Here is a 24572-nt window from a genome sequence, read left to right on the forward strand (position 1 = left end):
CCTCCAAGCCCATCCCACCCCTGGCACAACATCCAAGGGTGAAGTTCCACATATGCCAAGAGCCCTGGTCGACCAGCCAAGCATTAGCCAGCCATCTATGAGATCTCACGTGGCAGATGCAAGATAGGGGACGTCGTTCGGGATGCGGAGGTCACCGTCCCGGCCCAGGTCCAGGCCCACGAGGCGAGGTCCCCCCATCGACACCTCCCTGCGCCGCGCCCTGGGATCCGGCGCCTGGGACGAGGCCTTCGGCCACCTGCGCCACCGGCCCACCTACACCGGATCCCTCGTCCTCCTGCGTGCCACCCCCTGACGGGCCGGACTCAGCGGCGCGTCCCGAGGAAATCGATGAGCGCCTCGTTCACCTCGTCCGGGCGTTCCTGCTGGGTCCAGTGCCCGCAGCCCGCCAGCTTGACGGGCTTGCGGTGCAGGTGGGGCAAGCGGTCGGGAAGGCTCTCGATGAATTCGGGTGTGCCGGGGAAGGCCGCGACGATGTCCCGGTCGCCGTACATGTACAGGGCGGGCGGGGTGATGACGGCGTCCTGCCACGGCGCGGTCAGTTCCCAGTTGCGGTCGAGGTTGCGGTACCAGTTGAGGCCGCCGGTGAAGCCCCCGGCGAAGCTCTCCGTGAGCACGTCGAGGTCGTCCTCGGTGAACCAGTCCGGCAGGACCTCGGGGTCCGGCATGCCTGCGAGCCAGCCCCGCTCGGGGTCGACCATCGGCTGCATGATCTCGCCGGGGGCGTCACCGGAGGCCGCGTAGAAGAACTTCCGCAGGGCGGTGCGGGTGTCCTCGGCGAACTCGGCGTCGGCGACACCGGGACGGTCGAAGTAGTTCCAGTAGAAGCGCCCGCCGAAAGCCTTGTCCATGGCGGCCAGCGGCGGCTCGGGACCCCGGGAGGGCGGCGGCACGCTGAGCCCGGCCACCCCGAGCACCAGGTCAGGCCGCATCATCGCGGTGTGCCAGGCCACCGGCGCGCCCCAGTCGTGCCCGACGACGTACGCCTTCTCCTCGCCCAGCGCGTGGACCAGCCCGACGACGTCGCCGACCAGGTGAAGGATGCTGTACGCGTCGACGTCGGCGGGATGGTCGCTGCGCCCGTATCCACGCTGGTCGGGGGCGACGACGCGGAAGCCCGCGGCGGCCAGGGGGCCGAACTGGTGGCGCCAGGAGTGCCATGACTCGGGGAAGCCGTGCAGCAGCACGACAAGGGGGCCTTCACCCTCCTCGGCGATGTGCAGCCGTATCCCGTTCACGTCGATCATCCGATGCTCAACCATGGCCACGAGCCTACGTGTTGTGATCCTCCAGCGGTGAGATCAGTACACGCCGCGCGCAGGGCGCCGGCCCGCGGCCGACCGCCCGGAGAGCCGTCGCCCGGGCCCAGCTCAGTCCGCCGACTCGCCCGCGTGCGGGCTCAGCGCGTCCGTCCCCACCAGCACGAACAGGGCGATGCCCAGGGCGATGCGGTAGTACACGAACGGCATGAAGGACTTCGTAGTAATGAACTTCATGAACCACGCGATGACCGCGTAGCCGACGATGAACGCGATGATCGTCGCGAAGATGGTGGGGCCCCAGGACACGTGCCCGCCCTCGCCCGCGTCCTTGAGCTCGAAGGCGCCGGACGCGAGGACGGCCGGGATGGCCAGCAGGAACGAGTAGCGGGCCGCGGCCTCGCGGGTGTAACCCATGAGCAGGCCGCCGCTGATGGTGGCGCCGGAGCGGGAGACGCCCGGGATCAGGGCCATCGCCTGGCAGAAGCCGAAGATCAGACCGTCGCGGACGCCCAGTTCCTTCAGGCTCTTGCGCTCCTTCACGGCACGGTGCTTGCCGCCGGTCTCGTCGCGGGCCGCGAGGCGGTCGGCGACGCCGAGGACGATGCCCATCACGATGAGCGTCGTGGCGATGAGCCGCAGATCGCGGAACGGGCCCTCGATCTGGTCCTTGAACGTGACGCCGAGCACGCCGATCGGGATCGAGCCGACGATGACGAGCCAGCCCATCTGCGCGTCGTGGTCCGAGCGTGGCACCTTGCCGAAGAGGGAGCCGAACCACGCGGAGATGATCCGCGCGATGTCCTTGCGGAAGTAGATCAGCACGGCTGCCTCGGTGCCGATCTGGGTGATCGCGGTGAACGCGGCCCCGGGGTCGTGCCAGCCCGCGAAGGCAGCGGTAAGCCGCAGATGCGCGCTGGACGAGATCGGGAGGAACTCGGTCAGTCCCTGGACGAGCCCGAGAATGAAGGATTCAAGCCAAGACATGGAAACTGCGCCGTCCAAGTACGGATCATGGGCTGCGGGTGCGGTCATGTGATGGGAGATACGGAAGGTATGAGCGCGAGGGGTGATCACTCCCTTGCCGTGGGCAGCGTAGCGTCACTTGGTTACGAGATCGCCGGAGGGCCGCTGTCCGGGGGCGGCGGCCCTCCTTGCGCCGGGCCCACCGGTCGCTCCGTCAGGACCGTCGAGTCTGCGGCCACAGCCGCAGTTGCAGCATGGCGGCGAAGCGCGCGTCGGTGTCCGTCAGGTCGATGCCGCCCACTTCCGCGAGGCGCCGCAGCCGGTAGCGGAAGGTGTTCGGGTGCACATGGACGGCGGTGGACGCCGTGGCGACGTCGCCGAACGCGTCGAGCCACGCCCGCAGCGTCTCGACGAGACAGGTGTGGTGCGCCGCGTCGTACGCGCCGAGCCGGGCCACGGGGCCGGACGGCGGGTCGCCGCGTTCGGCGATCGCGTCCGTGAGCTCCAGGAGCAACGACTCGACGAGTACGTCGCTGATGCGGGCCACCGAGCGATGGCCCTCGCCCGCCCGCAGCACCCGCAGTGCCCGGTCGGCGCCGGCCCGGGACGCGGGCAGGGCGGCGCTCTCCGGCGCGGGCGGACCGACCCCGACGAGCAACTCCTGCCGCTCGCCGACGCGTTCGAGGAACTCCTCGGCGACCCGGGCGGCCCGCTCCTCGGCGTCCGGCCGCCCGGCAGGGGCCGGGACGATGCCGTAGACGACGTCACCGACGAGCGCGGCGGCCGAGCGCGGGTGGACCGCCGTCAGATGCATCGCGAACGCGTCGGCGAGGCGCTGCCGTTCGGCCACGTAACGGGCGTGCCGCGCGGCGGAGCGGTCGCCGTCCCCGCGGCCGGCGAAGGCGAGGGCGAGCACCGCGCCCGGCTGCTCGGCGAGCCCGAGGCGGGCGACGGCCTCCGCCGCGCCGGGTCCGCCCTCCAGGGCCGTGCCCACGAGGTCGGCGCGCAGCCTGCGTTCGACGTCGGCGCCCGCCCGCAGCCGCAGCAGATGCAGCGCGACCAGCTTGGCGGCGTCGCGCAGGGCCTGCTCGCGCTCGGCGCTGAGCGGTCCGTGGACCGCGGCCCAGATGGAGCCGAGTATCTCGTCACCTGCGCGCACCGCGAGGGCCACGCGCGGCAGGCTGAGATCGCCGCCCTCCACCTCCACCAGGGGCTCCACGTAGACGGGCCGGTCGCTGCGGTACATGGCCTGGAAGACACCGCGCTCCTCCAGGACGCGCGTGAAGCGTTCGGGCACCTGGCGGCCGAGGATGGTCTCGACGCGCGAGGAATCGGCCTCGTCCTGCCGCCCGGAGAAGGCGAGCACCCGCCAGCTGCGGTCCTCGATGGTGACCGGCGCGTCCAGGAGCGCCCCGACGGCGTTGGCCAGTGCGAACAGGTCGCCGGACGACACCCCGCCCAGGGTCTCCTGCCCCGTCTCCCCGACATCCCCCTCCGCGATGAGCGCGCGCAGCATCGCGGCGAGCTGCGCCCACGAGGCGCCGCGCGTCAGACCGAGCAGCGCGACCCCGGACCTCCGCACCGCCTCGGTGACCTTCTCGTCGGCGGCGACCGGCGCACGGACGACGAGCCCGGCGGCGCCCTGCGTGCCGAGGGCGTCGAGCAGGTGAACGATCTGCACCGGATCCTGCACGGCGACGCCGAGCACGAGCGCCTGCGGGGGCGGCACCGGTTCGTCGTGCGGGTCGTGGATGACGACGCCGCCGATGTCGTCGGCACCGTCCGGGTCGCCGCACACGAGGTCCAGGAGGGTGGGGCCCAGATCCTCCAGGACGCGCCGGAGGCTGGCTCGGGGGTGGGTGGTCACCGGGACGAGCACGCTTCCTCCTGAAGGGGGTGGGAATGGGCCGGGGGATGAGAATCGGCGTCATGCGCGGCCAGTCGTACGCCGCAGGGGTCAGGAGGCGGGTATGCCCAGGCCGTCGCGGAAGAGGCGGAGCACATTGCCGCCGAGGACCCGGGCGATGTCGCCGTCGGCCCAGCCGCGCCGCAGCAGCGCCTCGGTCACCAGGGGAAGTCCGGCGGGGCCCTCAAGACCGGGCAGGAACTGGTCGGTGCGCACGCCTTCGACGACCGGGTGCGCGCAGCAGGGCGGGGTGGTGTCGGCCATGACCTCCTGGACGAAGTCCGGTCCCAGGCCCACGTGTGCGAGGCCCGCGACGTCCGCGAGGTGCTCGATGTGGTCGACGAGCCGGTCGAGGGTGAAGTCGCTCTCGTGGAGGAACGGGGCGAAGAAGTTCACGCAGATCACGCCGCCGTTCGCGGCGGTCGCCCGCACCTGGTCGTCGGTGAGGTTGCGGTGGTGGTCGCGGAGCGCACGCGCGGAGGAGTGCGTGGCGATGACCGGCCGGGACGCCAGCTCCAGTACGTGGTCGACACCGGCGGCGCCGAGATGGCTGATGTCGAACATCATGCCGATGCGTTCCATCTCGGCGAGCGCGGCCACACCCGCACGGGTCAGCCGGCTCCCGGCCGCGTCCTCTCCGCTGCCGTCGGCGAGCGGCGTACGTCCGAAGTGCGCGAGCGAGGCGATCCGTACGCCCAACCGGTGCAGCGTCTCCAGGAGTTCGATGTCGTCGGCGACGCCCGGCGCGCTTTCCAGGGCGAGCACCAGGGCGATCCTCCCGTCGTCCAGGGCGGCGTCCACCTCGGCGCCGTCGCCGCAGAGCCGGACGGCGTCGGCGTTGCCCTCCGCGACGCGGTGCGCGGCCTCGATCATGCGCAGCGTCCGCCGCAGCGCTCCCTCGGGCCGGTAGGTGTCGTCGATGAACACGGGCAGCACCTGTACGTCGACGCCGCCCGCCAGGAGCTGGGGCAGCCACCGCTCGCGGAAGAACCCCGCCCACCGGTCGACGGGCCGTGCCGTCACCGCGCAGAGCAGGTCGTTGTGGGTGTCGGCGACGACGCTGCGCCGGTGCAGTGCGGCGGCTTCGCCCGATGCCGTGGTCATGTGCGGGTTCCCTTCGGCCGGCGGTCACGGAGGCGCCGAGGTCCTCCTCGACCAGTGAGTCTCGCGTCACTCGGGAGGCGGCGATTCGTTCCGGCGCACAAGAAAGAACTGGGCGGCTGGTGCCGCACGACAAGCGAGTCCGGGCCGCCGTGGGACCCGACGGTCATTCAGCCGGAGGGCTTCGGGCGGCTAACGGCCGCGCAAGTGGTGGCGCTTGCACCACGCGACCACCGCGCCCGCGAGCCCGGTCACCGCGATGAAGCCCATCGCGACGAGGAAGGCGGGGGAGGTCGGCGTCGACGCGCGGGCGCCCGCGATGACGTACGCGGCGGTGTTCGGGATCGACCCCAGGCCGGTCGCGAGCAGGAACGGCAGCCAGCCCATGCGCGACACCGCCGCACAGTAGTTGGCGGCCGCGAACGGCACCCCGGGGAACAGCCGCGCCGCCAGCATCGACCGGAAGCCGTGCCTGCTCAGCTGCCCGTCGGCCGCTTTCAGCCAGCGCCCGCGGAGCAGCGGGCGCAGCGCGTCCTGCCCCAGCATCCTGCCCAGCCCGAAGGCGATCCCGGAGCCGAGGACCGTGCCCGCGAGCGCCGCGGCCAGGCCCGCCTGTGAACCGAAGAGGGCGCCTGCCGCCAGATTGAGCAACGGACGCGGCACGAACGCGGTCGTGCACACGCCGTACGCGACGGCGAAGACCAGCACCGCCGCGGCGCCGCCCAGCTGTGCGGGCCAGCCGTCGGACATGAGCCGCTGCGGCTCGAAGAGCAGCACGCACGTTCCGGCGGCCGCGAGCAGCGCCACCAGCAGGGACAGCCGCGACCACGGCGAGAGCAGCACCCTCGTGCAGCGCTCGGCGAGACCCTGCGGGCGGGCTGCGGCTGAGTCGAACATCCGGGGAGACTAACCGACATATGTGTGTGATCGCCGTATGGAGCGTCTCACGCACGTCACAGTTCTAAGGTGCGTCCCATGAGCGTGACAGTTCCGCACAGCCCCCTGGCCGACACCGTCATGGAGCGGCTGACCGCGACGTACGCGGCGTCGGCCGACCCGGCGCGGGCCGCGCAGGCACAGGCGTACATGAAGGACATCGCCCCCTTCCTCGGCCTGCCCACACCCCTGCGCCGCGAACTGTCCCGCACCGTCCTCGCCGGACTCCCGCGCCCGGACGAGGCAGACTGCGCGGCCATCGCGCTGCGCTGCTGGGAGCTGCCGGAGCGCGAGTACGCGTACTTCGCGGTGGACCATCTGCGGCGGCACGTGAAGCGTCTCTCGTCGGGCTTCCTGCCGGTCGCCCGGCACCTCGTGACGACGGTGTCCTGGTGGGACACCGTCGACGCGCTCGCCGCGCACGTCGTGGGCGGCCTGGTCGCCGCCGACCCGAAGCTCAGGGCCGCGATGGACGCCTGGATCGGCGACGAGGACCTGTGGGTGGCCCGCACCGCCCTCCTCCACCAGCTCCGTTACAAGGACACCACCGACGCCGAGCGCCTCTTCGCCTACTGCCTGCGCCAGTCGGGGCACCCCGACTTCTTCATCCGCAAGGCCATCGGCTGGTGTCTGCGCGAGTACGCCAAGACCGATCCGGACGCCGTACGCGGCTTCGTCGAGCGGGAACGCGGGCGCCTCGCGCCGCTCTCGGTGCGCGAGGCCCTGAAGAACCTCTGAGCGCCCCGCACTTCACGTACCGCCCCAGCCGTCACACCGCAGGTCGTACGGGTGAAAACCATTCGACGAACCCCGGCCCGTCCGCAATGATCTGCGACATGTTCCGGTACGCCTTTCACGCAGACACGTCCGCAGTCGCGGACGCCGCGAAGGCTGCCGTTTTCCTCTGCGCCGCATTTCCCGTCGACGGCGCCCGACGCTGACCCTCCCCGGACACTCCGGCGGACCCCATAGGGGGAGGGTCGGTACGGCCCCGGGGTCCCCGTCCCGAGCGCGCACGCGACGCCGTGCGCCCAGGACTTCAGCTTCGAGTTCCGAAGAAGGAACCGCCATGCCCAAGACGGCTTACATCCGCACGAAACCCCACCTCAACATCGGCACGATGGGCCATGTCGACCACGGCAAGACCACCCTGACCGCCGCCATCACCAAGGTCCTCAGCGAGCGCGGCACCGGCACGTTCGTGCCCTTCGACCGCATCGACCGGGCCCCCGAGGAGGCGCAGCGCGGCATCACCATCAACATCGCGCACGTCGAGTACGAGACCGACACCCGGCACTACGCGCACGTGGACATGCCGGGCCACGCCGACTACGTGAAGAACATGGTCACCGGCGCCGCGCAGCTCGACGGGGCGATCCTCGTCGTCTCCGCGCTCGACGGGATCATGCCGCAGACCGCCGAGCACGTCCTGCTCGCCCGCCAGGTCGGCGTCGACCACATCGTCGTCGCGCTCAACAAGGCCGACGCCGGTGACGATGAGCTCACGGACCTCGTCGAGCTGGAGGTGCGCGAGCTGCTCTCCTCGCACGGGTACGGCGGCGACACCGTCCCCGTCGTACGGGTCTCGGGGCTGAAGGCGCTGGAGGGCGACCCGCGGTGGGCCGCCGCCATCGAGGCGCTGCTCGACGCGGTGGACACCTATGTGCCCATGCCCGAGCGGTACGTCGACGCGCCCTTTCTGCTGCCGGTGGAGAACGTGCTCACCATCACCGGGCGCGGAACCGTCGTCACCGGTGCCGTCGAGCGCGGCACGGTGCGCGTCGGCGACCGGGTGGAGGTGCTCGGCGCGGAGACGGAGACCGTCGTCACCGGCCTGGAGACGTTCGGCAAGCCCATGGAGTCCGCGCAGGCGGGCGACAACGTGGCGCTGCTCCTGCGCGGGGTGCCACGCGACGCCGTACGACGCGGGCACGTCGTCGCGGAGCCGGGCAGCGTCAGTCCCAGCCGCCGCTTCACCGCCCAGGTGTACGTCCTGTCGACGAAGGAGGGCGGCCGGTCCACGCCGATCGCGACCGGATACCGGCCGCAGTTCTACCTCCGCACCGCGGACGTGGTCGGCGACGTCGACCTCGGCGGGGCCGCCGTCGCCCGGCCCGGCGACACCGTCACCATGACGGTCGAGCTCGGCCGCGACATGCCCCTGGAGACGGGCCTCGGCTTCGCGATCCGCGAGGGCGGGCGCACCGTCGGCGCGGGCACGGTGACCGAGGTCGGCTGACGTCCGACGCCCGCCTCCCGCGGGGGATCCACCCCCGGGGGAGGCGGGCACAATGGAGCGGTGACAGAGGACGAACGCGCGGACGAGCCCATGGCCGTCATCAAGGACGTCGATCACGGCACGGCCAAGCTGATGCCCGACGTGGACCGGCCGCACGCCTGGCTGCTCACCGTCGACGGGGCACCCCAGTCGTACGTCGATCTGGACGAGCCCACCTACCTGGAGTTCGAGTACGCGCAGCGGCTCGCCCACGTCCTGGACACCGCGGGCGACCCCGACCGCCCGCTGGACGTGATCCACCTCGGCGGCGGCGCGCTCACCCTGCCCCGCTACGTCACCGCGACCCGGCCCGGCTCCCGGCAGGACGTGGTCGAAGCGGACCGGGGGCTGCTCGAACTGGTCACCGAGCGGCTGCCGTTGCCCGAAGGCTCCGGGATCACCGTGCACGGCGCGGACGCCCGGCAGTGGCTGGAGGCGGCGGCCCCGGACAGCGCCGACGTACTCGTCGCCGATGTGTTCGGCGGCTCGCGGGTGCCCGCCCATCTGACGTCGGTGGCCTACGCGCGCGCCGCGGACCGGGTGCTGCGGCCCGGCGGCCTCTACGCGGCGAACCTCGCCGACGGGGCGCCGTTCGGCTTCCTCCGCTCCCAGCTCGCCACGTTCGCCGAGGTGTTCGGGGAGGTCGCGCTGATCGCCGAACCGACCGTGCTGCGCGGCCGGCGCTTCGGCAACGCGGTGCTCGTCGCCTCGCACGAGGCCATCGAGGTCGAGGCGCTGGCCCGGCGGACGGCGGCCGACGTCTTCCCGGCACGCGTCGAGCACGGGGCGGCGCTCAGCCTGTTCACCGGTGGCGCGAAGCCGGTGCGGGACGAGGACGCGGTCGCCTCACCCGAGCCGCCCGACGGAGCCTTCAGCATCGGCTGAGGGACCGCCCGCGGGCTCGGTCGCGGGCCCGTCCGCGGGAGCGGACGAGGGCTCGACCGGAAGCCCGGCCGCCAGCTCGGCCGACGGCTCCACCAGGGGCGTGGCCGCCTTGGCGACTTCCTTCGACGACGCGCGCCGCGTCAGATTGCGCACATCCGGCACGAAGAGCACCAGCGCCGTCACCAGGACCACCAGCGCCGCGCAGCCCCACAGCGACGCCGAACGCCCGAAGGCGGTCTCCGCCGGGCCCGCGAGCGCCGTGGCGAGGGGGACCATCGCGACCGAGCCGAACCAGTCGTACGCGGCGACGCGCGACAGCTTCTCCTCGGGGATCTCCTGATGCATCGCCGTCATCCACGAGACGCCGAACACCTCGATCGCGACGCCGCTGACGAACATCACCGCCGCGAGCCCCCACACCGGCAACGGCACCGCCAGCGCCGCCGACGGCGCGGCGAGCGGGAAGACGCAGAGGGTGCCCGCGAGCAGCAGGCGCCGCGGCTTCCACCGCATCATCAGGAACGCGCCGCCGACCGTGCCCGCGCCGAACGCGCCGAGCGCGAGCCCCCAGGGTCCCGCGCCGCCGAGCTCGTCCCGGGCGACCAGCGGCCCGAAGACCGCCTCGGCGGCGCCGACCACCGCCACCACCACGGAGAACTGCGCGACGATCGCCCACAGCCACGGCCGGCCGATGAACTCCCGCCAGCCCTCCCGCAGATCGGAGAGCAGCCCGCCGCCGGGAGCGCGCAGCGGAATGTGGCTCACGTCAAGGAACGACCGCAAAGATCCGGCCACCGCGAACGCCACCGCGTCCACCGCGAGCACCCAGCCGGGCCCGAGCGCGGCGACCATCAGACCGCCGAGGGCCGCGCCACCGAGACCCGCCCCCTGCATCGCCATGCGGTACAGCGCGAAGGCGCGGCTCGCCTGCTCGCCGCTGACGGTCGACATCAGCATGCCTTCGGCGGCCGGGCCGAAGAACGCCTGGCCGGTGCCGCCGAGCGCCGTGAGCAGCATCATCGACCACAGCGGGGGAGTGCCGGAGATGACGAGCACCGCGAAGACCGCCTGGGAGAGGCAGTTGAGGGCGTTGGCGGCGACCATCACGTGGTGGCGCGGCAGCCGGTCGGCGACGGCGCCGCCGATGAGCAGGAACAGCACGAGCGGCAGGGTGCGGGCCGCCGCCACCAGACCCACGTCCCCGCCGTCACCGCCCGAGTCGAGCACGGCGAACGCCGCCGCGATCAGGGCGCCGTGGCTGCCCAGATTGGTCACGATCGCGGCGGCGGTCAGCAGGCTGTAGTTGCGCCCTGCCCAGGAGGGGCGGCGCACGGCGGCGGGTTTGGTCACCAGGGGACTATCCCCGCCGGAACACCGACTTGCCAAACCGTTTCCGTACGGGGCCGGAACCCCGCCGAAGGCTCGGCCGCTCAGGACTCGGAGGGGTCCCCCTGCAGCCGTACCGTGCTCAGGATCTTCTTCACCGTCGCGTCGGGGATCTCGTCCTTCACGCCCTTGGCGCCGTACAGCGACCACGCGACGTACTCACCGTCGGCGTTCTTGAAGGAGAACGTCGTGGCCTTGCCGTCCGAGTCGCACTTGTCCTCCTTGACGACGCCGGAGGTCGTGGAGGTGGCGACGCTTCCCTTGATGCCCGACGCGGTGGTGTACGACTCCACCTTGCCGATCTTGATGCGTTTCTTGTCGGCCTTCTTCTGGCCCGTGTAGCCGCCGAAGACCCACCAGGCGGAGTCGTTGCGCGCGACATCCTTGGTGTTCTTGGCGCCGTTCTGGCCCTTCGTGCCGACGGCACCGAGGGCGGTGTCGTCCTTCGTGCCGTCCTTGTCGTCGTCCGAGGAGCACCACTTGGACTTGTAGTGCGCGGGCGCCGACATGCCGATGAGCGCGCTGCCGTCGCCCTTCTCTTCGTCCTCGAAGCCGATGAAGGTGTCCGGGGTGTCGACCTCCCAGTCGGCCGGGACGTCGAAGGCCGTGCCCCACTTGGGGTTCACGACGACCTGCCAGCCCTTGACCGTCGGCTTCGGGCCCTTGTCCGTGCCGCGCTCGCTGCCGCCGTCGTCCGTCGGGCTCGGGGTCGGCTTCGGTGCGGCGGACTTGGCGGGAGTCTTCTTGTCCGCCTCGTCGTCCTTGTCGCCGCCCAGGACCAGGAAGCCCGTCACACCGGCGGCCACCAGGACGGCAAGCGCCGCGACGATCGCGGTGACCTTCGTCTTGTTTCCGTCCCCGCCACGGCCGCCGCCCGGCTGGGGCGGCACGGGAGGCGGCGTGGGCGCGGCCCACTGCGGCTGCTCCGGCTGCGAGAAGGCGCCCGAGTGCGGCTGCTGCTGGTATCCCGGCTGCTGGTACGGGTTCGGCTGCTGGTACCCCGGCTGCTGGTACGGGTTTGGATTCTGGTCCTGCGGGTTCTGCTCGCCCCCGGGCGGCTGCTGTCCTGGCCACATGGGCAGTAACCATAGAGGGGCTTGTGGCCTGATGTCATCGCTGGCCCCCCTGGGGGAACGGCACATCGGGTCACAAGCCCCGGTGGGGTACGAAACGCCTCAGGATTCCGTGGGATCCCCGGACAGCCGGACCGTGTTGAGGATCTTCATCACCGTCGCCTCCGGAATCTCGTCCTTGACGCCCGTCGCCCCGTAGAGACTCCAGGCGACGTACTCGCCGTCGGAGTTCTTGAAGCCGAACGTGATCGCCTTGCCGTCCGAGTCGCACTTGCCGTTCTGCGGCGTGTTCTTCGACTGGGCGCGGGCGATGCTGCCCTTGATGCCGGTCTTGGTGGTGAAGGGCTCCGCCTTCTTGTCGAACGTGAGGCTCTTCCTGTCGGGCTGGGTGTACCCGCCGAAGACCCACCAGGGCACCTGGTTCACCGCGACCTCGTCGGTGCTCTTCGCGCCGTTCGCGCCCTTCGTGCCGACGGCGCCGAGGGCGGTGTCGTCCTTCGTGCCGTCCTTGTCGTCGTCGGAGGTGCACCACTTCGACTTGTAGTACGCGGGCGCCGACATGGTGATGAGCGGCTTGGCGTCGGCGCCCTTACTGGCGTCCTCGAAGCCGATGAGGGTGTCGGGGGTCTGCACCTCCCAGTCGGCCGGGACGTCGAAGGCCGTGCCCCACTTGGGGTTCACCACGACCTGCCAGCCCTTGACCACCGGCTTCGGACCCTTGTCCGTGCCGCGCTCGGAGCCGCCGCCACCGGTCGCCGGGTCCGTCTCCGGCTTCTTCGGGGCGGACTCCGCGGGGGACTTGGACGGCTTGGCGTCCGCCTCGTCGTCCTTGTCGCCGCCGAACACCAGGAAGCCGGTGACACCGGCGGCCACCACGACCGCCGTCGCCGCGACGACGGCAACCAGCTTGGTCCTGCCGCCGTTGCCGCCGCCCCCGTCACCGCCGGGCTGCTGCGGCACGCCCATCGGCGCGGTCGGCGCACTCCACTGGCCCTGCTGCTGATACGGGTTGGGCTGCTGATAACCCGGCTGCTGGTACGGGTTGGGCTGCTGGTACCCCGGCTGCTGGTACGGGTTGGGATTCTGGTCCTGCGGGTTCTGCTCGCCCCCGGGCGGCTGCTGTCCTGGCCACATGGCCGGAAACGATACGGGGTGTTGGAGCGGACACGTCACGGTCGCGCGGGAGGTGAGGCGGCCGTGACGGCCCGGCCGTTCAGGACTTCGGCTGCTTCATCTCACGCACCGTGCCGAGCATCTTCCTGACGGTCGCATCCGGGACCTCGCCGCTCACGCCGGTGGCTCCGTGGAAGGACCAGGAGGCGAACGCGCCCTCGGAGTCCTTGAACGCGAAGACCGTGGCCTTGCCGTCCGAGTCGCACTTGCCCTTCTTCTCCACGCCCGAGGACGAGGCGTTCACCACACTGCCCTTGAGGCCCGACTTCGTGGTGAAGGGCTCGGCGGCCCCGGTGCTGACCTTCTTCTTGTCGGGCTGGGTGAAGGCGCCGTAGACCCACAGCCCGGCGTCCTTGCTCGCGGCTTCCTCGGTGCTTTTGGCCCCGTTGTTGCCCTTGGTGCCCGCCGCCGCGAGGGGCGAGTAGTCCGTGGTGCCGTCCCTGTCCTCGTCGGCCCCGCACCACTTCTCCTTGAGGTACGCCGGTGCGGCGAAGGCGACGATGGGCTTCTCCTCGGGGTCGTCCGCCTCCGCGACCCAGCCGGCCCAGTCGGCCGACTTCAGCTTCCACCCCGGGGGCACGTCGAAGGCGATGCCGCGCTTGGGGTTCACGACGGTCTGCCAGCCCGGGATCGTCGGCTTCGGACCGCGGTCCTTGCCGCGCTCCGAACCCTCGGAGCTGGTGGGAGCCGCGGACGAGGACTGTGCGGGGTCCGGCTTCGCGCTGTCGTCCTTGTCACCACCGAGCACGACGAAGCCCGTGACGGCGGCGGCCACCACGACCGCGGCCGCGGCGACGACGGCGATGACCTTGGTCCTGCCGTCGCCGCTTGCTCCGCCCCCGCCGTTTCCTCGCGGCGCCTGGGGTGGGCCACCGGGCACGGTGGGCGCGTTCCACGGCGCGGGCTGCTGATACCCCGGCTGCTGGTACGGATTCGGCTGCTGGTTCGGCCCGCCCCCGGGCTGCTGCTCTCCTGGCCACATGGGCAGCAACCCTAGGTGACCGCGATCCACGCCGAGCACGCTCCTGGTCAAGAACGCTACTCGTGGGTAACATCCCGGTCATGAGCGCTGACCAGATGTCGATCGGCGAGATGCTCGCCGCCACCGTGCCGATGGCCCGGACCCTGAACCTCGAGTTCCGTGAGACCACGCCCGAGAAGGCCGTGGTCGCCCTGCCCGACCAGAGCGAATACCACAATCACGTCGGCGGGCCGCACGCCGGAGCCATGTTCACGCTGGGGGAGTCGGCGAGCGGGGCGATCGTGCTCGCCGCGTTCGGCGAGCAGCTCTCGCGGGCCGTGCCCCTCGCCGTCCGCGCCGACATCGCGTACAAGAAGCTCGCCATGGGGCCGGTGACCGCCACCGCGACCCTCGGCCGCCCGGCCGCCGAGGTCGTCGCCGAGCTGGACGCGGGGCAGCGCCCCGAATTCCCGGTGGCGATCGCGATCCAGCGCGAGGACGGCGCCGTGACCGGCGAGATGACCGTCGTCTGGACGCTGCGCCCCAATAACTGAGTCGCGTACGGGCGTTCGCTTCCGTACGTTCGTTGAACACACGGCGTCGCGTCGGCCGGGTCACGGGGGTCCCGACCGGCGCGGCGCCGTTCCCCCTCCCTGAATTCCCGCCGTTCCCACCGGTCTTCTGTTCAACTCATTGACACGAGTCAGTGACCGTCATAGTTTTCCCGCCGCCAGTGGGTCGACGTCGTTCAGGGGAGTCGCCGCATGAGTCGCAGGAGAAGAACGGGAAGAACGGGACGCAGCGCGTCCGCCTTCGTCGTCATGGCCGCCGCCGCGGCCCTGCTCACCCCGCACACCGCGCAGGCCGCTCCCGGCAACGGCACGCTCGTCCGTACGGATGCGGGCTGGCTGCGCGGTGAATCCACCGCCGAGGGGCGGCAGTTCCTCGGTATCCCGTACGCACAGCAGCCCGTCGGCGGCCTCCGCTGGAAGGAGCCACGTCCCGTCAAGTCCTGGCACGGCGTGCGCGGCGCGACCTCCTTCGGCAACCGCTGTGTACAGACGGCCAGTTGGGACCCCGGCTACGAGAACCCCAGCCACACGGAGGACTGCCTCGACCTCAACGTCTATGTCCCCGAGGGGAAGCGCGAGCCGCGTCCCGTCATGGTCTGGCTGCACGGCGGCGGGCTCACCGCGGGCGCGGGGGAGGACATCGTGCCCGACGCCTTCGCCCGGCGCACCGGCACGGTGGTAGTGACCGTCAACTACCGCCTCGGCGCCATGGGTTTCCTCGCGGGCAAGGGCCTCGACAAGGAGGCGTCCGACCACGTCTCGGGCAACTACGGCATGCTCGACCAGCAGGCCGCGCTGCGCTGGGTGCGCGCCAACATCGGCTCGTTCGGCGGCGACCGGCAGCGCGTCACCATCGCGGGCGAGTCGGCGGGTGGCCGCTCCGTCTGCACCCAGCTCGCCTCACCCACCGCCAAGGGCCTCTACCGTGCGGGCATCGTGCAGAGTGGCGCCTACGGGGACTGCGCCGCCCGCGAGCGAGCGGAGGCGCTCACGCAGGGCGCGGCGTTCGCGAAGAAGGCGGGCTGCCCGGACCGGGCCACCGCCCTCGCCTGCCTGCGGAAGAAACCCGCGGCGGAGATCCTCGCGGCGCAGACCGGGTTCGACTGGGGTCCGGTCGCGGGCGGTGACTTCCTGCCCGCCCAGCCGGAGGACGCGTACCGCGACGGGACCGCATCCCGCGTGCCGGTCCTGAACGGCGCGAACAGCGACGAAGGACGGCTCTTCGCCTACGGTCAGTTCGACGGGCAGGGCAAGCCGCTCACGGAGGCGCAGTACCCGGGCGCGCTCACCCGGACCTACGGCGCGGAGCTCGGGGCGAAGGCCCTCAAGCGCTATCCGCTCTCCGGCCACGCCTCGCCGACGCACGCGTACGCGGCCACCCAGGGCGACCAGATGTTCGCCTGCTCGGCGCTGCGCATGGACAGGTCGCTCGCGGGCCGCGGGCCCGTCTACGCCTACGAGTTCGCCGACCGCACCTCGCCGCCCTTCGCCTCGATCCGCGACGCGGGAAAGACGTTCGACTTCGGGGCGACCCACGTCAACGAAGTGCAGTACCTCTTCAAGCACTTCGGCCTCGCGTCGCCGCTCAACGCCGAACAGCGGATCCTGGCCCGGCAGATGGTCCAGTACTGGGGCTCCTTCATCCACGGCGGTGCGCCGCGCGCCGAGGGTCAGCCCGCCGCGCCCGACCAGCGGACGCGGCCCGGCCAGGTGCTCTCGCTGCGCACCGCGTCCGCCGGCGGCAACGAGCTGAGCACCGCCGTGGCGCGCGAGCACCGGTGCGACCTCTGGGACCGCGAGGGTGCGACCCCGGCCGACGCCGGGTGAGCGGGTAGGCTGCCCGGCGTGCGCGGCCCTGGGGGGAGCGCGCACGCCGGGTACAGACACACCAGCACAGGAGGAACCGGCCTTGCACGTCCAGGAATGGCTGGAGACCGTACCGGCCGTCAGTATCTACGCGCTGGTGGGCGTGGTCATCGGTCTGGAGAGCCTGGGCATCCCGCTGCCGGGTGAGATCGTCCTCGTGTCCGCCGCGCTGCTCTCCTCGCAGCACGGCGAGCTCAACCCCGTCGTCCTGGGGATCTGCGCCACCGCGGGCGCCATCATCGGCGACTCCATCGGGTACGCGATCGGACGCAAGGGCGGCCGGCCGCTCCTGGCCTGGCTGGAACGGAAGTTCCCCAAGCACTTCAGCGCCGCGAACGTCGGCAGCGCCGAGCAGTCGTTCCAGAAGTGGGGCATGTGGGCGGTCTTCTTCGGCCGTTTCGTCGCCCTGCTCCGGATCTTCGCGGGACCCCTGGCGGGCGTGCTGCGCATGCCGTACTGGAAGTTCCTCATCGCCAACGTCCTCGGCGGCATCATCTGGGCGGGCGGCACCACCGCCGTCATCTACTACATCGGTGTCGTCGCCGAGGACTGGCTCAAGCGGTTCTCGTACTTCGGCCTGGCCATCGCCGTGCTGATCGGCGTCGGCTCCATGCTGCTCGTCAAGCGCCGCGCCAAGAAGGCGGCGGCGGCCCGCTCCTCGGAGGAAACCGGGAGCGGTGCGCCGTCGGCGGCCGATCCGGTCTCCGTCCCGGCCGCCGACTGACGTCACTTGGCGTGGGCGTCCCGGTGGGCCTTCGCCAGCTCGACGTACATCGTGCCGTTGAGGGTGATGCCCGCCCGCTCCTCGTCGGTGAGCGGGCGGCGCACCTTGGCGGGCACGCCCGCGACGAGTGAACCAGGCGGCACGACCATCCCCTGCGGAACCAGCGCCTGCGCCGCGACCAGCGAACCGGCGCCGATCACCGCGCCGTTGAGGACCGTCGCGCCCATGCCGATCAGGCAGTCGTCCTCAACGGTGCAGCCGTGCAGGACGGCGTTGTGGCCGACCGAGACCCGCTCGCCGATGGACATCGGGAACCCCAGGTCGACGTGGAGGCTGCAGTTGTCCTGGATGTTGCTGTCGGCGCCGACGACGATCGGCCCGCCGTCCGCGCGGAGCACCGCCCCGTACCAGGCGCTCGCGCCCGCGTGCAGCGTCACCTCGCCGATGACGACCGAGGTGGGCGCGGTGAAGGCGTCCTGATCGATCTTCGGGTCCTTGCCGCCGATCCCGGTGATGAGTGCCTCGTGGCCCATCGGATTTCTCCATTCGTACGTGACGCGCGCCTGGCGGAACCGTACGGGACGGGGGTGGGTCCGCCGCCCTGTGGGGTGAAGATCACAGGGGGCCGGGCCTGCCGGGCGGCGCGGGGCTGAGTAACGTGAGCGCGTGCCGAAGAACAGGAACACGTTCTCATCCGCGGTCGCCGACTGGCGGCGCCGCGCGACCCAGCGCGCCGTGCACGCGGGCTGGGCCTGGGTGCAGCGGACGGGCGCCGTCACCGCGCAGCGGCCGGGGCGGCTGCGGTTCGGTGCGCTCGGCGACCACACGAAGCTCGCGTTCCCGCAGGGGACCGTCTTCGGTGAGCCGTGGATCCGGATCGGCGACCACTGCATCATCGGCGAGCAGGTCACCCTCACCGCCGGGATGATGCCCGACCTCGACCTCGGCCCCGACCCGATCCTGCGCATCGGCAACGGCGTCGTGCTCGGCCGCGGCAGCCATGTCATCGCCGACACCACGGTGACGATCGGCGACGACTGCTACTTCGGGCCCACGGTGTACGTGACGTCCACGAACCACTCGTACGACGATCCGCACACGCCCATCGGCAAGCAGTGGCCGCGCATGGAGCCCGTCGAGATCGGGCCGGGCTGCTGGATCGGCACGAACGCCGTGATCCTGCCGGGGGCGCGGATCGGGCGCAACGTCGTGGTGGCCGCGGGCGCGGTCGTGCGGGGCTCCGTGCCCGACCATGCCGTGGTGGCGGGAGCCCCTGCCCGCGTCGTGCGCACGTGGGACGCGGACAAGGGGTGGCAGCCGCCGCTGCGGACGCCCGCGCCGGTGCCTATTCCTGACGGGGTCACGCCGGAACAGTTGATCGCCCTGGGTGAGTTGGGCGATCTCGACCTGGACGATCTCGACCTGGGCGAGCAGGTCTGACGCGGGGCGGCTCCGGTCAGCTGGCCAGCAGCACCGTGCCCACCAGCGCGAGCCCCGCGCCCGCCGCCTGCACGCCCCGCAGCCGTTCCTTCAGCACCGCACGTGCCGCGAGCGCGGTGATCACCGGGTAGGTCGAGGAGAGCACGGCGGCCAGGGTGACCGGGCCGTTCTGGGCGGCCAGGGAGTACGTGCCGTTGGCCGCGACATCGGCCAGGCCGACGAAGGCGAGCGCCGGGAGAGCCGCCCGGATGAGCCCCATGCCCGTGCCCTCGGGGAGTGCGGGGCCGCCCCGCTTCACTGAGACGAACAGCGCGGCCCCGCCCGCCGCCACGTTCGTCACGCGCTGCACGAACAGCGCGAGGAACAGCCCGGTGAGGTTGCTCGACGCCTCGGAGATGAGGGCGAGTACCGCGCCGAAGCCGAAGGCCGCGAGCAGCGTGAGCAGGACCGCCTGCCGCTGCACGGGAGCGCCGCGCAGCTCGGGGCCGCCCGCGAGCACGATGCCCACGATGGCGACCGTGAGACCGGCGAACTGCGGGACTCCCGGCCGCTCGCCCAGGAAGAGCCCCACCGCCACCGGCACGACGACGCCCACGGAGGCGAGCGGTGAGACCACGCTCATCGGACCGATGGCCAGGGCCTTGTAGAAGGCGAGCATCGCCACCGGCCCGAGCAGGCCCGCGGCCACCGCGAACCACAGCTGCGGCCCCCACTCGGTCCAGCCGCCGGTGGCGACGACGATGACCCCGAGGACGAGCACGGCGATGGTCTGCGAGGCGACGACGACGGTGAGCGCGGGGATGCGTCGGGTCAGCAGTCCGCCGCCGAAGTCGGCAAGGCCGTACATCAGGCTGGTGGCCAGAGCGAACAGTGCTGTCATCGAAGATCCTCGCAGTACAGTGTGGTGAACCTTTAGGTGCACCACACCGTAGTTCAGTATCGTAAACTCTGTCATTCAAAATATTGGATGGAATGTGTCTGACCTTGATCAGCTCACGCAGTCGCTCGCCCGCAACCTGAAGCGATGGCGTTCGGAACGGGGCTTCACGCTCGATGCGCTCGCGGCCCGCGCGGGCGTCAGCCGCGGCATGATCATCCAGATCGAGCAGGCCAGGACCAACCCCAGCGTCGGCATCACGGTGAAGCTCGCCGACGCCCTGGGCATCAGCATCACCACGCTCCTCGACTACGAGCAGGGCTCGCACGTCCGGCTCGTGCCGCCGGAGCAGGCGGTGCGCATGTGGTCCACGGAGGCGGGCAGCAGTACGACCCTCCTGGTCGGGACCGAGGCGCGCGGGCCCTTCGAGCTGTGGGCGTGGAAGCTGATGCCCGGGGACGGCAGCGACTCGGACGCGCACCCGCCGGGGACGATGGAGCTGCTGCACGTGTCGGCGGGCGAACTGACGCTCGTCGTGGACGGCGTGGAGCATCTCGTGCCCGCCGGATCGGCGGCGTCGTTCGAGGCGAACGTGGGGCACGGCTATCACAACAAGGGTGCCGAGCCGGTCGAGATGACCATGTCGGTGTCGGTGCCGCCGGCCCACGCCTCGTCGTACTGACGCCTTCCGCGGCCTGTTAGCGTGCGGCCATGCGTGCACCCATGGGAGATTTCGACGACGTCCGCCCCGCGCCCGAGGCCCTCGGCCTGCTGGTCGCGCCCGTCGCCGACGCCGTGCGCGGATGGAGCGGGACCGTACCCGCCGAGCAGGTCCTGCACGTCGACACCGACCCGGCGTGGGCCGACACCACCACCTTCGTGGAGCACTACGGCCAGGACATCCTTGAGCGGTCCGCGAACTGCGTAGTCGTCGCGGGCAAGCGCGGCGGCGAGACCTCGTTCGCCGCGTGCCTGGTCCTCTCCACGACCCGCGTCGACGTGAACGGCGTCGTGCGCCGCCGACTCGGCGCCCGCAAGGCCTCGTTCGCGCCGATGGACACGGCCACCGGCGAGACCGGCATGGAGTACGGCGGCATCACCCCGATCGGCCTGCCCGCCGACTGGCCGCTGCTCGTGGACGCCGCCGTCGTCGACCTGCCGTACGCCCTGGTCGGCAGCGGCAGCCGCCGGGGCAAGCTCATCGTGCCCGGCAAGGCGTTCGCCGAGCTGCCGAACGCGGTGGTGCTCGAAGGGCTCGGCGCCGCCTGACGCGGGCGGGGCTCCGGTCGCCCGACCCGGACGGGTTCAGGCCCCGCTCACCCGCAGACCCCTCCCTCACGCAGCCGGGCGATGTCGTCGGGCCCGCGCCCCAGCTCGCCCAGGATCCGCTCGGTGTGCTCGCCCGCGGCCGGCACCGGATCCATGCGCGGGGCCACGCCCTTCAGGTTCGCGGGCGGCACCAGCGCCTGCACGGGGGACGGGGCGCCCGGAATCGCGACCTGCCGCCAGCGGTCGCGTTCGGTGAGCGCGGGGTGGTCGAGGAACTCGGCGACCGAATTGACGCCCGCGTTGGCGATGTTGGCGCGATCGAGCAGCTCCATCGCCTCGTCGCTGCCGAGTCCGGCGAAGCGTGCCGAGATGATCGCGTCGAGTTCGTCGCGGTGCGCGACCCGGTCCGAGCCGGTGGCGAACCGTGGATCGCCGGTCAACTCGGGCCGCCCGATGACCTGTTCGCACAGAGCGGCCCACTCGCGTTCGTTCTGCACGGACAGCAGGACGTCCTTGCCGTCGGACGCGGTGAACGGGCCGTACGGTGCCACCGTCGCGTGCCGGGCGCCGACGCGCGGCGGCTGCGTGCCGCCGTAGCGCGTGTAGTACGCGGGCTGGCTCATCCACTCGGCGAGCGCGTCGAAGAGGGACACCTCGACGGCCGGTGCGCGCCCGGTGGTCGCCCGGGTGAGGAGCGAGGTGAGGATGCCGCTGTAGGCGTACATCCCGCCCGCGATGTCCGCGACCGAGATCCCCGCCCGCACCGCCTCGTCGGGTGTGCCGGTCAGCGAGAGCAGCCCGGTCTGGCACTGCACGAGCAGGTCGTACGCTTTCCGCTCGGCCCAGGAGCCGCTGGTGCCGTACCCGCTGACGGTGCACGGGATCAACGAGGGGTAGCGGGCCTGGAGTTCGTCCGCGCCCAGGCCCAGGCGGTCGGCGGCTCCGGGGGCGAGGTTCTGCACGAACACGTCGGCGCCCGCGAGGAGTTCGTGCAGGATCTCCCTGCCTTCCGCGGACTTGAGGTCCAGGGTGAGGGACTCCTTGGAGCGGTTGAGCCAGACGAAGTAGCTGGCCTGGCCGTGCACCGTGGTGTCGTAGCGCCGGGCGAAGTCGCCGCCCCCGGGGCGCTCGACCTTGATCACGCGGGCGCCGAGGTCGGCGAGCTGGCGGGTGGCGAAGGGAGCGGCGACGGCCTGCTCCAGGCTGACGACGGTGATGCCCTCCAGGGGGAGCTGACCGGCCGGTTCGTGGTGCGTCGTCGCCATGACTGCCTTTCGTTTCTTTCTTCGTTCCGCGGGTGCTGCTTGAGTCTGGATCCGATTCCGAGTCCGAGTCTGCACGGTGGCACGGACCGCGGGGCCCGCGCCGACCGGTGGGTGCCGTCCGTCAGTCGCCCTCGCCCACGACCGACTTGGACACGAGCCGCCCGCCGGCGAAGCAGAGGCGGTAGCCGTCGGCCGACATGAAGCGCGTGCTGTAGTACGCGCAGTCCTGGCCGCGCGGCGTCGCGGGCGCGCCGTCCGGCGGGCCGTCCCGGGTGAAGTCCGGCAGCCGGGACTCCACCTCGTCGCGCGGCTCACCGGCCGTCAGGCCCTCGTACACCTCCCGGTCGAGGACCGAGAAGACGGAACTGATCAGGCTGAGGGGGATCATGAGCAGCAGGATTCCGGCGAGGACCGCGAGCGGGGCCAGGACCGCCTGGGCGAGCCGCCGTCTGATCTGCCGCCTGGCCTGCTCCAGTTCACGGGCGGACGTGGTCGGCCGGGGTGTGCCGACGGCGCGCGGGGCGGCCCCCGCCGCGGGGAGTTCGGCGCTCACCTCGAAGCCCCCGTCGTCCGTGGGGGCCGCGCGCAGCGTGCCGCCCGCAAGGCGCACCCGTTCGTCGAGGCCCACGAGTCCGCTGCCGCCCGATGCCACTCCGGGCAGGCGGCCCGCCGGCGCCGGGTCGTTCACCACCGTCAGGCGCAGCGTGTCGCCGTCCCGAGTGAGGCGGACCCGGACCGCCGCTCCGGGCGCGTGCTTGGCGGCGTTCGTCAGGGACTCCTGGAGCACGCGGTGGACGGCGAGCCCGACCATCGGCGGCAGGTTCTCCGTGGCCCCCGACCGTTCGAGCGTGACCTCGACGCCGGAGGCCCGCGCGCGTTCGACCACGGCGTCCGCGCTCTCCTCCGACGGCGCGCGTGGCGGCACCTCGTCGTCGGCCCGGAGCACGCCGATGATCTCCCGGAGCCGTTCGGTCGCCGCGCCCGCCGCCTCGCGCAGCTCGCCGACGGCCGCCTGCTGGCGGGCGTCGAGGGTGGGATCGACCTCGAGGACGGCCGCCCGGACGGCGATGAGCGTCAGGTCGTGGCCGAGCGAATCGTGCATGTCGCCCGCGATCCTGGCCCGTTCACGGATCCGGGTGCGGTCGGCGACGGCCTGCTGCTCGTGCTCCATGCGCTCGGCGAGCCGCCAGCCGTTGGCCATGAGGTCGGCGTACTGACGGCGGTACCGGCCGAGCAGCCAGGGCAGCACCACGCCGATGAGCAGCGTCAGGAGCATCGTGGGCCAGCCCCACAGATCGTTCGACACGAACGCGCAGAGCACTAGCCCGGCCACGGCGGCCGCCCCGAAGAACCACAGCGCGGGGCGCACTGCCACCGTACGGCTGCCGGCGAGGTACCCGAAGACGGCGAGGGCCGCCCAGTACACGGGCGTCAGCATCTCCGGGTCCGTCATCAGGCTCAGGGCCACGGGCACGGCGAGCGCGACGAGCGGCCACCGCCTGCTGAACGCCACGGCGCCCCCGAGCAGCGGGACCCCCACGGCCGCCACGACCGCGTCACGTCCGTCGAGGCCGAGGGCGAGCGAGACCGGTGGCGCGCACACCACGAGCCACAGCCCGATGTCGAAGAGCCGGGGAAGCCAGCCGTGTATGCCGCGCATCGGCCCAGCATCGCCGATCACGCCCGGCCCGCGCGCCCCACGAAAGTAGGGGGTCTCCCGGGAGCGCTTGCCTCCGTGGCGCGTCCTGGGGAGCTCACTCCCCGCCGACGAGTCCTGCCTCGTACGCGAGGATCGCGGCCTGCACCCGGTTCTTGAAGCCGAGGCGGGCCAGGACCTGGCTGACGTACGCCTTCACCGTGCCCTCGACGACGTGCAGCCGCCCGGCGATCTCCGCGTTCGACAGACCGGCCCCGACCAGCGCGAGCACCTCGCGCTCGCGCGCCGTCAGTTCGTCGGTGCGGGCCCGCGCGGTGGCCTGCTTGCCGAGCTGCCCCGCGCCGAGGTGGGAGATGACGCGCCGCGCGATCGACGGGGAGAGGTACGCGCCGCCCTCGGCGACGGCCTGCACCCCGGCGATCAGCTCGCGCGGATTGCCGGACTTGAGGAGGAATCCGGCCGCTCCCGAGCCGAGCGCGCTCGCGATGTACTCGTCCTCGGAGAACGTGGTGAGCATCGCCACCGCCGTGCCGGGGGCCACTTTGTGCAGCTCGGCCGCCGCCTGGAGGCCGTCGAGCCGGGGCATCCGGATGTCGAGGAGACAGACGTCGGGGCGGTGCCCGAGCGCCAGATCGATCGCCTCGCGCCCGTCGGCCGCCTCGGCGACGACCTCGATGCCTTCGGCGGTGCCGAGGATCGCCCGCACCCCGGCCCTGATCATCGCCTCGTCGTCGGCAAGCAGCACTCGGATCATGCGAGCACGCTACCCCGGCCGCCAGGGCCCTTACGAAAGTCGGGGGCAGGCGCTGACCAAGGTCCCCTGCCCCCGCCCGCACCGCTTCGTAGCGTCGCTCTTGTCACCGCCCGTGCCACCGAAGGCGCGGGCACCGAGAAGGACTTGGAGGAGGTGGGGGCGATGCTCACGCCCGGAGCACCCCGCGTCGGGCCGACTTCGTACAA

General features: G+C 72.0%; 23 protein-coding genes. 9 read left to right on the forward strand and 14 right to left on the reverse strand.

Translation table 11 applies throughout. The features are described 5' to 3' along the window. Positions 1–323: 323 nt before the first annotated feature. The 5 genes from OG302_RS35025 to OG302_RS35045 all read right to left on the reverse strand — a co-directional run bounded on the left by OG302_RS35025 (position 324) and on the right by OG302_RS35045 (position 6147). Positions 324–1280 (reverse strand): alpha/beta fold hydrolase, encoded by a 957-nt coding sequence (locus tag OG302_RS35025; RefSeq protein WP_371530422.1) that lies wholly within the window; start codon positions 1278–1280, stop codon positions 324–326. Positions 1281–1388: 108 nt separating this feature from the next. Further along, complete coding sequence (locus tag OG302_RS35030) at positions 1389–2264, reverse strand: undecaprenyl-diphosphate phosphatase (RefSeq protein WP_371530423.1); 876 nt, start codon at positions 2262–2264, stop codon at positions 1389–1391. A 193-nt stretch (positions 2265–2457) separates the two neighbouring features. Continuing rightward, entirely contained in the window at positions 2458–4122 is a 1665-nt protein-coding gene (locus OG302_RS35035; protein WP_371530424.1) for a PucR family transcriptional regulator, read from the reverse strand. Between the two features lie 78 nt (positions 4123–4200). After that, a complete protein-coding gene (locus OG302_RS35040; protein WP_371530425.1) occupies positions 4201–5253 on the reverse strand; it encodes a dipeptidase in 1053 nt (350 codons plus the stop codon). A gap of 189 nt (positions 5254–5442) precedes the next feature. After that, on the reverse strand, positions 5443–6147 hold the full coding sequence (locus OG302_RS35045; RefSeq protein ID WP_371530426.1) for a TVP38/TMEM64 family protein: 705 nt from the start codon (positions 6145–6147) through the stop codon (positions 5443–5445). 78 nt (positions 6148–6225) lie between these two features. Here OG302_RS35045 and OG302_RS35050 point away from each other — a divergent pair, with 78 nt between their 5' ends. The 3 genes from OG302_RS35050 to OG302_RS35060 all read left to right on the forward strand — a co-directional run bounded on the left by OG302_RS35050 (position 6226) and on the right by OG302_RS35060 (position 9349). Then, complete coding sequence (locus OG302_RS35050; protein WP_371530427.1) at positions 6226–6924, forward strand: DNA alkylation repair protein; 699 nt, start codon at positions 6226–6228, stop codon at positions 6922–6924. A gap of 331 nt (positions 6925–7255) precedes the next feature. Further along, on the forward strand, positions 7256–8425 hold the full coding sequence (gene tuf / locus OG302_RS35055; protein ID WP_371530428.1) for an elongation factor Tu: 1170 nt from the start codon (positions 7256–7258) through the stop codon (positions 8423–8425). A 90-nt stretch (positions 8426–8515) separates the two neighbouring features. Further along, the gene (locus OG302_RS35060; RefSeq protein WP_371750330.1) at positions 8516–9349 is read left to right on the forward strand and encodes a spermidine synthase; all 834 of its coding nucleotides are present in this window, start codon (positions 8516–8518) and stop codon (positions 9347–9349) included. On the opposite strand, the gene OG302_RS35065 is transcribed toward OG302_RS35060, so the two are convergent. The 4 genes from OG302_RS35065 to OG302_RS35080 form a co-directional block, all read right to left on the reverse strand. Next, positions 9311–10699 (reverse strand): MFS transporter, encoded by a 1389-nt coding sequence (locus OG302_RS35065; protein ID WP_371530429.1) that lies wholly within the window; start codon positions 10697–10699, stop codon positions 9311–9313. The genes OG302_RS35060 and OG302_RS35065 overlap by 39 nt on opposite strands. An 80-nt stretch (positions 10700–10779) precedes the next feature. Beyond that, the gene (locus tag OG302_RS35070) at positions 10780–11811 is read right to left on the reverse strand and encodes a hypothetical protein (protein ID WP_371530430.1); all 1032 of its coding nucleotides are present in this window, start codon (positions 11809–11811) and stop codon (positions 10780–10782) included. A gap of 99 nt (positions 11812–11910) precedes the next feature. Continuing rightward, complete coding sequence (locus OG302_RS35075; protein ID WP_371530431.1) at positions 11911–12942, reverse strand: hypothetical protein; 1032 nt, start codon at positions 12940–12942, stop codon at positions 11911–11913. A 79-nt stretch (positions 12943–13021) separates the two neighbouring features. Further along, positions 13022–13963: a hypothetical protein gene (locus OG302_RS35080; RefSeq protein ID WP_371530432.1), complete on the reverse strand. Its 942-nt coding sequence runs from the start codon at positions 13961–13963 to the stop codon at positions 13022–13024. Between the two features lie 80 nt (positions 13964–14043). Here OG302_RS35080 and OG302_RS35085 point away from each other — a divergent pair, with 80 nt between their 5' ends. The 3 genes from OG302_RS35085 to OG302_RS35095 all read left to right on the forward strand — a co-directional run bounded on the left by OG302_RS35085 (position 14044) and on the right by OG302_RS35095 (position 17104). Further along, the gene (locus OG302_RS35085) at positions 14044–14496 is read left to right on the forward strand and encodes a DUF4442 domain-containing protein (RefSeq protein ID WP_361843415.1); all 453 of its coding nucleotides are present in this window, start codon (positions 14044–14046) and stop codon (positions 14494–14496) included. A 210-nt stretch (positions 14497–14706) separates the two neighbouring features. Further along, positions 14707–16341 (forward strand): carboxylesterase/lipase family protein, encoded by a 1635-nt coding sequence (locus OG302_RS35090; protein ID WP_371530433.1) that lies wholly within the window; start codon positions 14707–14709, stop codon positions 16339–16341. A gap of 82 nt (positions 16342–16423) precedes the next feature. Next, on the forward strand, positions 16424–17104 hold the full coding sequence (locus OG302_RS35095) for a DedA family protein (protein ID WP_371530434.1): 681 nt from the start codon (positions 16424–16426) through the stop codon (positions 17102–17104). Positions 17105–17106: 2 nt separating this feature from the next. On the opposite strand, the gene OG302_RS35100 is transcribed toward OG302_RS35095, so the two are convergent. After that, positions 17107–17637, reverse strand: coding sequence for a gamma carbonic anhydrase family protein (locus OG302_RS35100; RefSeq protein ID WP_371530435.1), 531 nt, complete (start codon positions 17635–17637; stop codon positions 17107–17109). A gap of 133 nt (positions 17638–17770) precedes the next feature. Here OG302_RS35100 and OG302_RS35105 point away from each other — a divergent pair, with 133 nt between their 5' ends. Next, positions 17771–18544: a DapH/DapD/GlmU-related protein gene (locus OG302_RS35105; RefSeq protein WP_371530436.1), complete on the forward strand. Its 774-nt coding sequence runs from the start codon at positions 17771–17773 to the stop codon at positions 18542–18544. Positions 18545–18560: 16 nt separating this feature from the next. On the opposite strand, the gene OG302_RS35110 is transcribed toward OG302_RS35105, so the two are convergent. Then, on the reverse strand, positions 18561–19424 hold the full coding sequence (locus OG302_RS35110; protein WP_371530437.1) for an EamA family transporter: 864 nt from the start codon (positions 19422–19424) through the stop codon (positions 18561–18563). 94 nt (positions 19425–19518) lie between these two features. Between OG302_RS35110 and OG302_RS35115 the strand changes: the two genes are divergently transcribed. Together OG302_RS35115 and OG302_RS35120 are read left to right on the forward strand one after the other, a co-directional pair. Beyond that, positions 19519–20103 (forward strand): helix-turn-helix domain-containing protein, encoded by a 585-nt coding sequence (locus OG302_RS35115; protein WP_371530438.1) that lies wholly within the window; start codon positions 19519–19521, stop codon positions 20101–20103. A 29-nt stretch (positions 20104–20132) separates the two neighbouring features. Continuing rightward, a complete protein-coding gene (locus OG302_RS35120; RefSeq protein ID WP_371530439.1) occupies positions 20133–20690 on the forward strand; it encodes a YbaK/EbsC family protein in 558 nt (185 codons plus the stop codon). Between the two features lie 47 nt (positions 20691–20737). On the opposite strand, the gene OG302_RS35125 is transcribed toward OG302_RS35120, so the two are convergent. The 3 genes from OG302_RS35125 to OG302_RS35135 form a co-directional block, all read right to left on the reverse strand. Beyond that, entirely contained in the window at positions 20738–21955 is a 1218-nt protein-coding gene (locus OG302_RS35125; protein WP_371530440.1) for a CaiB/BaiF CoA transferase family protein, read from the reverse strand. 121 nt (positions 21956–22076) lie between these two features. Next, positions 22077–23615, reverse strand: coding sequence for a sensor histidine kinase (locus tag OG302_RS35130; RefSeq protein WP_371530441.1), 1539 nt, complete (start codon positions 23613–23615; stop codon positions 22077–22079). A gap of 94 nt (positions 23616–23709) precedes the next feature. Then, positions 23710–24366 carry a response regulator gene (locus tag OG302_RS35135; RefSeq protein ID WP_371530442.1) on the reverse strand — a complete coding sequence of 219 codons (657 nt, stop codon included), beginning with the start codon at positions 24364–24366 and terminating at the stop codon, positions 23710–23712. Between the last annotated feature and the right edge of the window lie 206 nt (positions 24367–24572).

This window comes from Streptomyces sp. NBC_01283 (assembly GCF_041435335.1).
Taxonomy (GTDB): Bacteria; Actinomycetota; Actinomycetes; order Streptomycetales; family Streptomycetaceae; genus Streptomyces.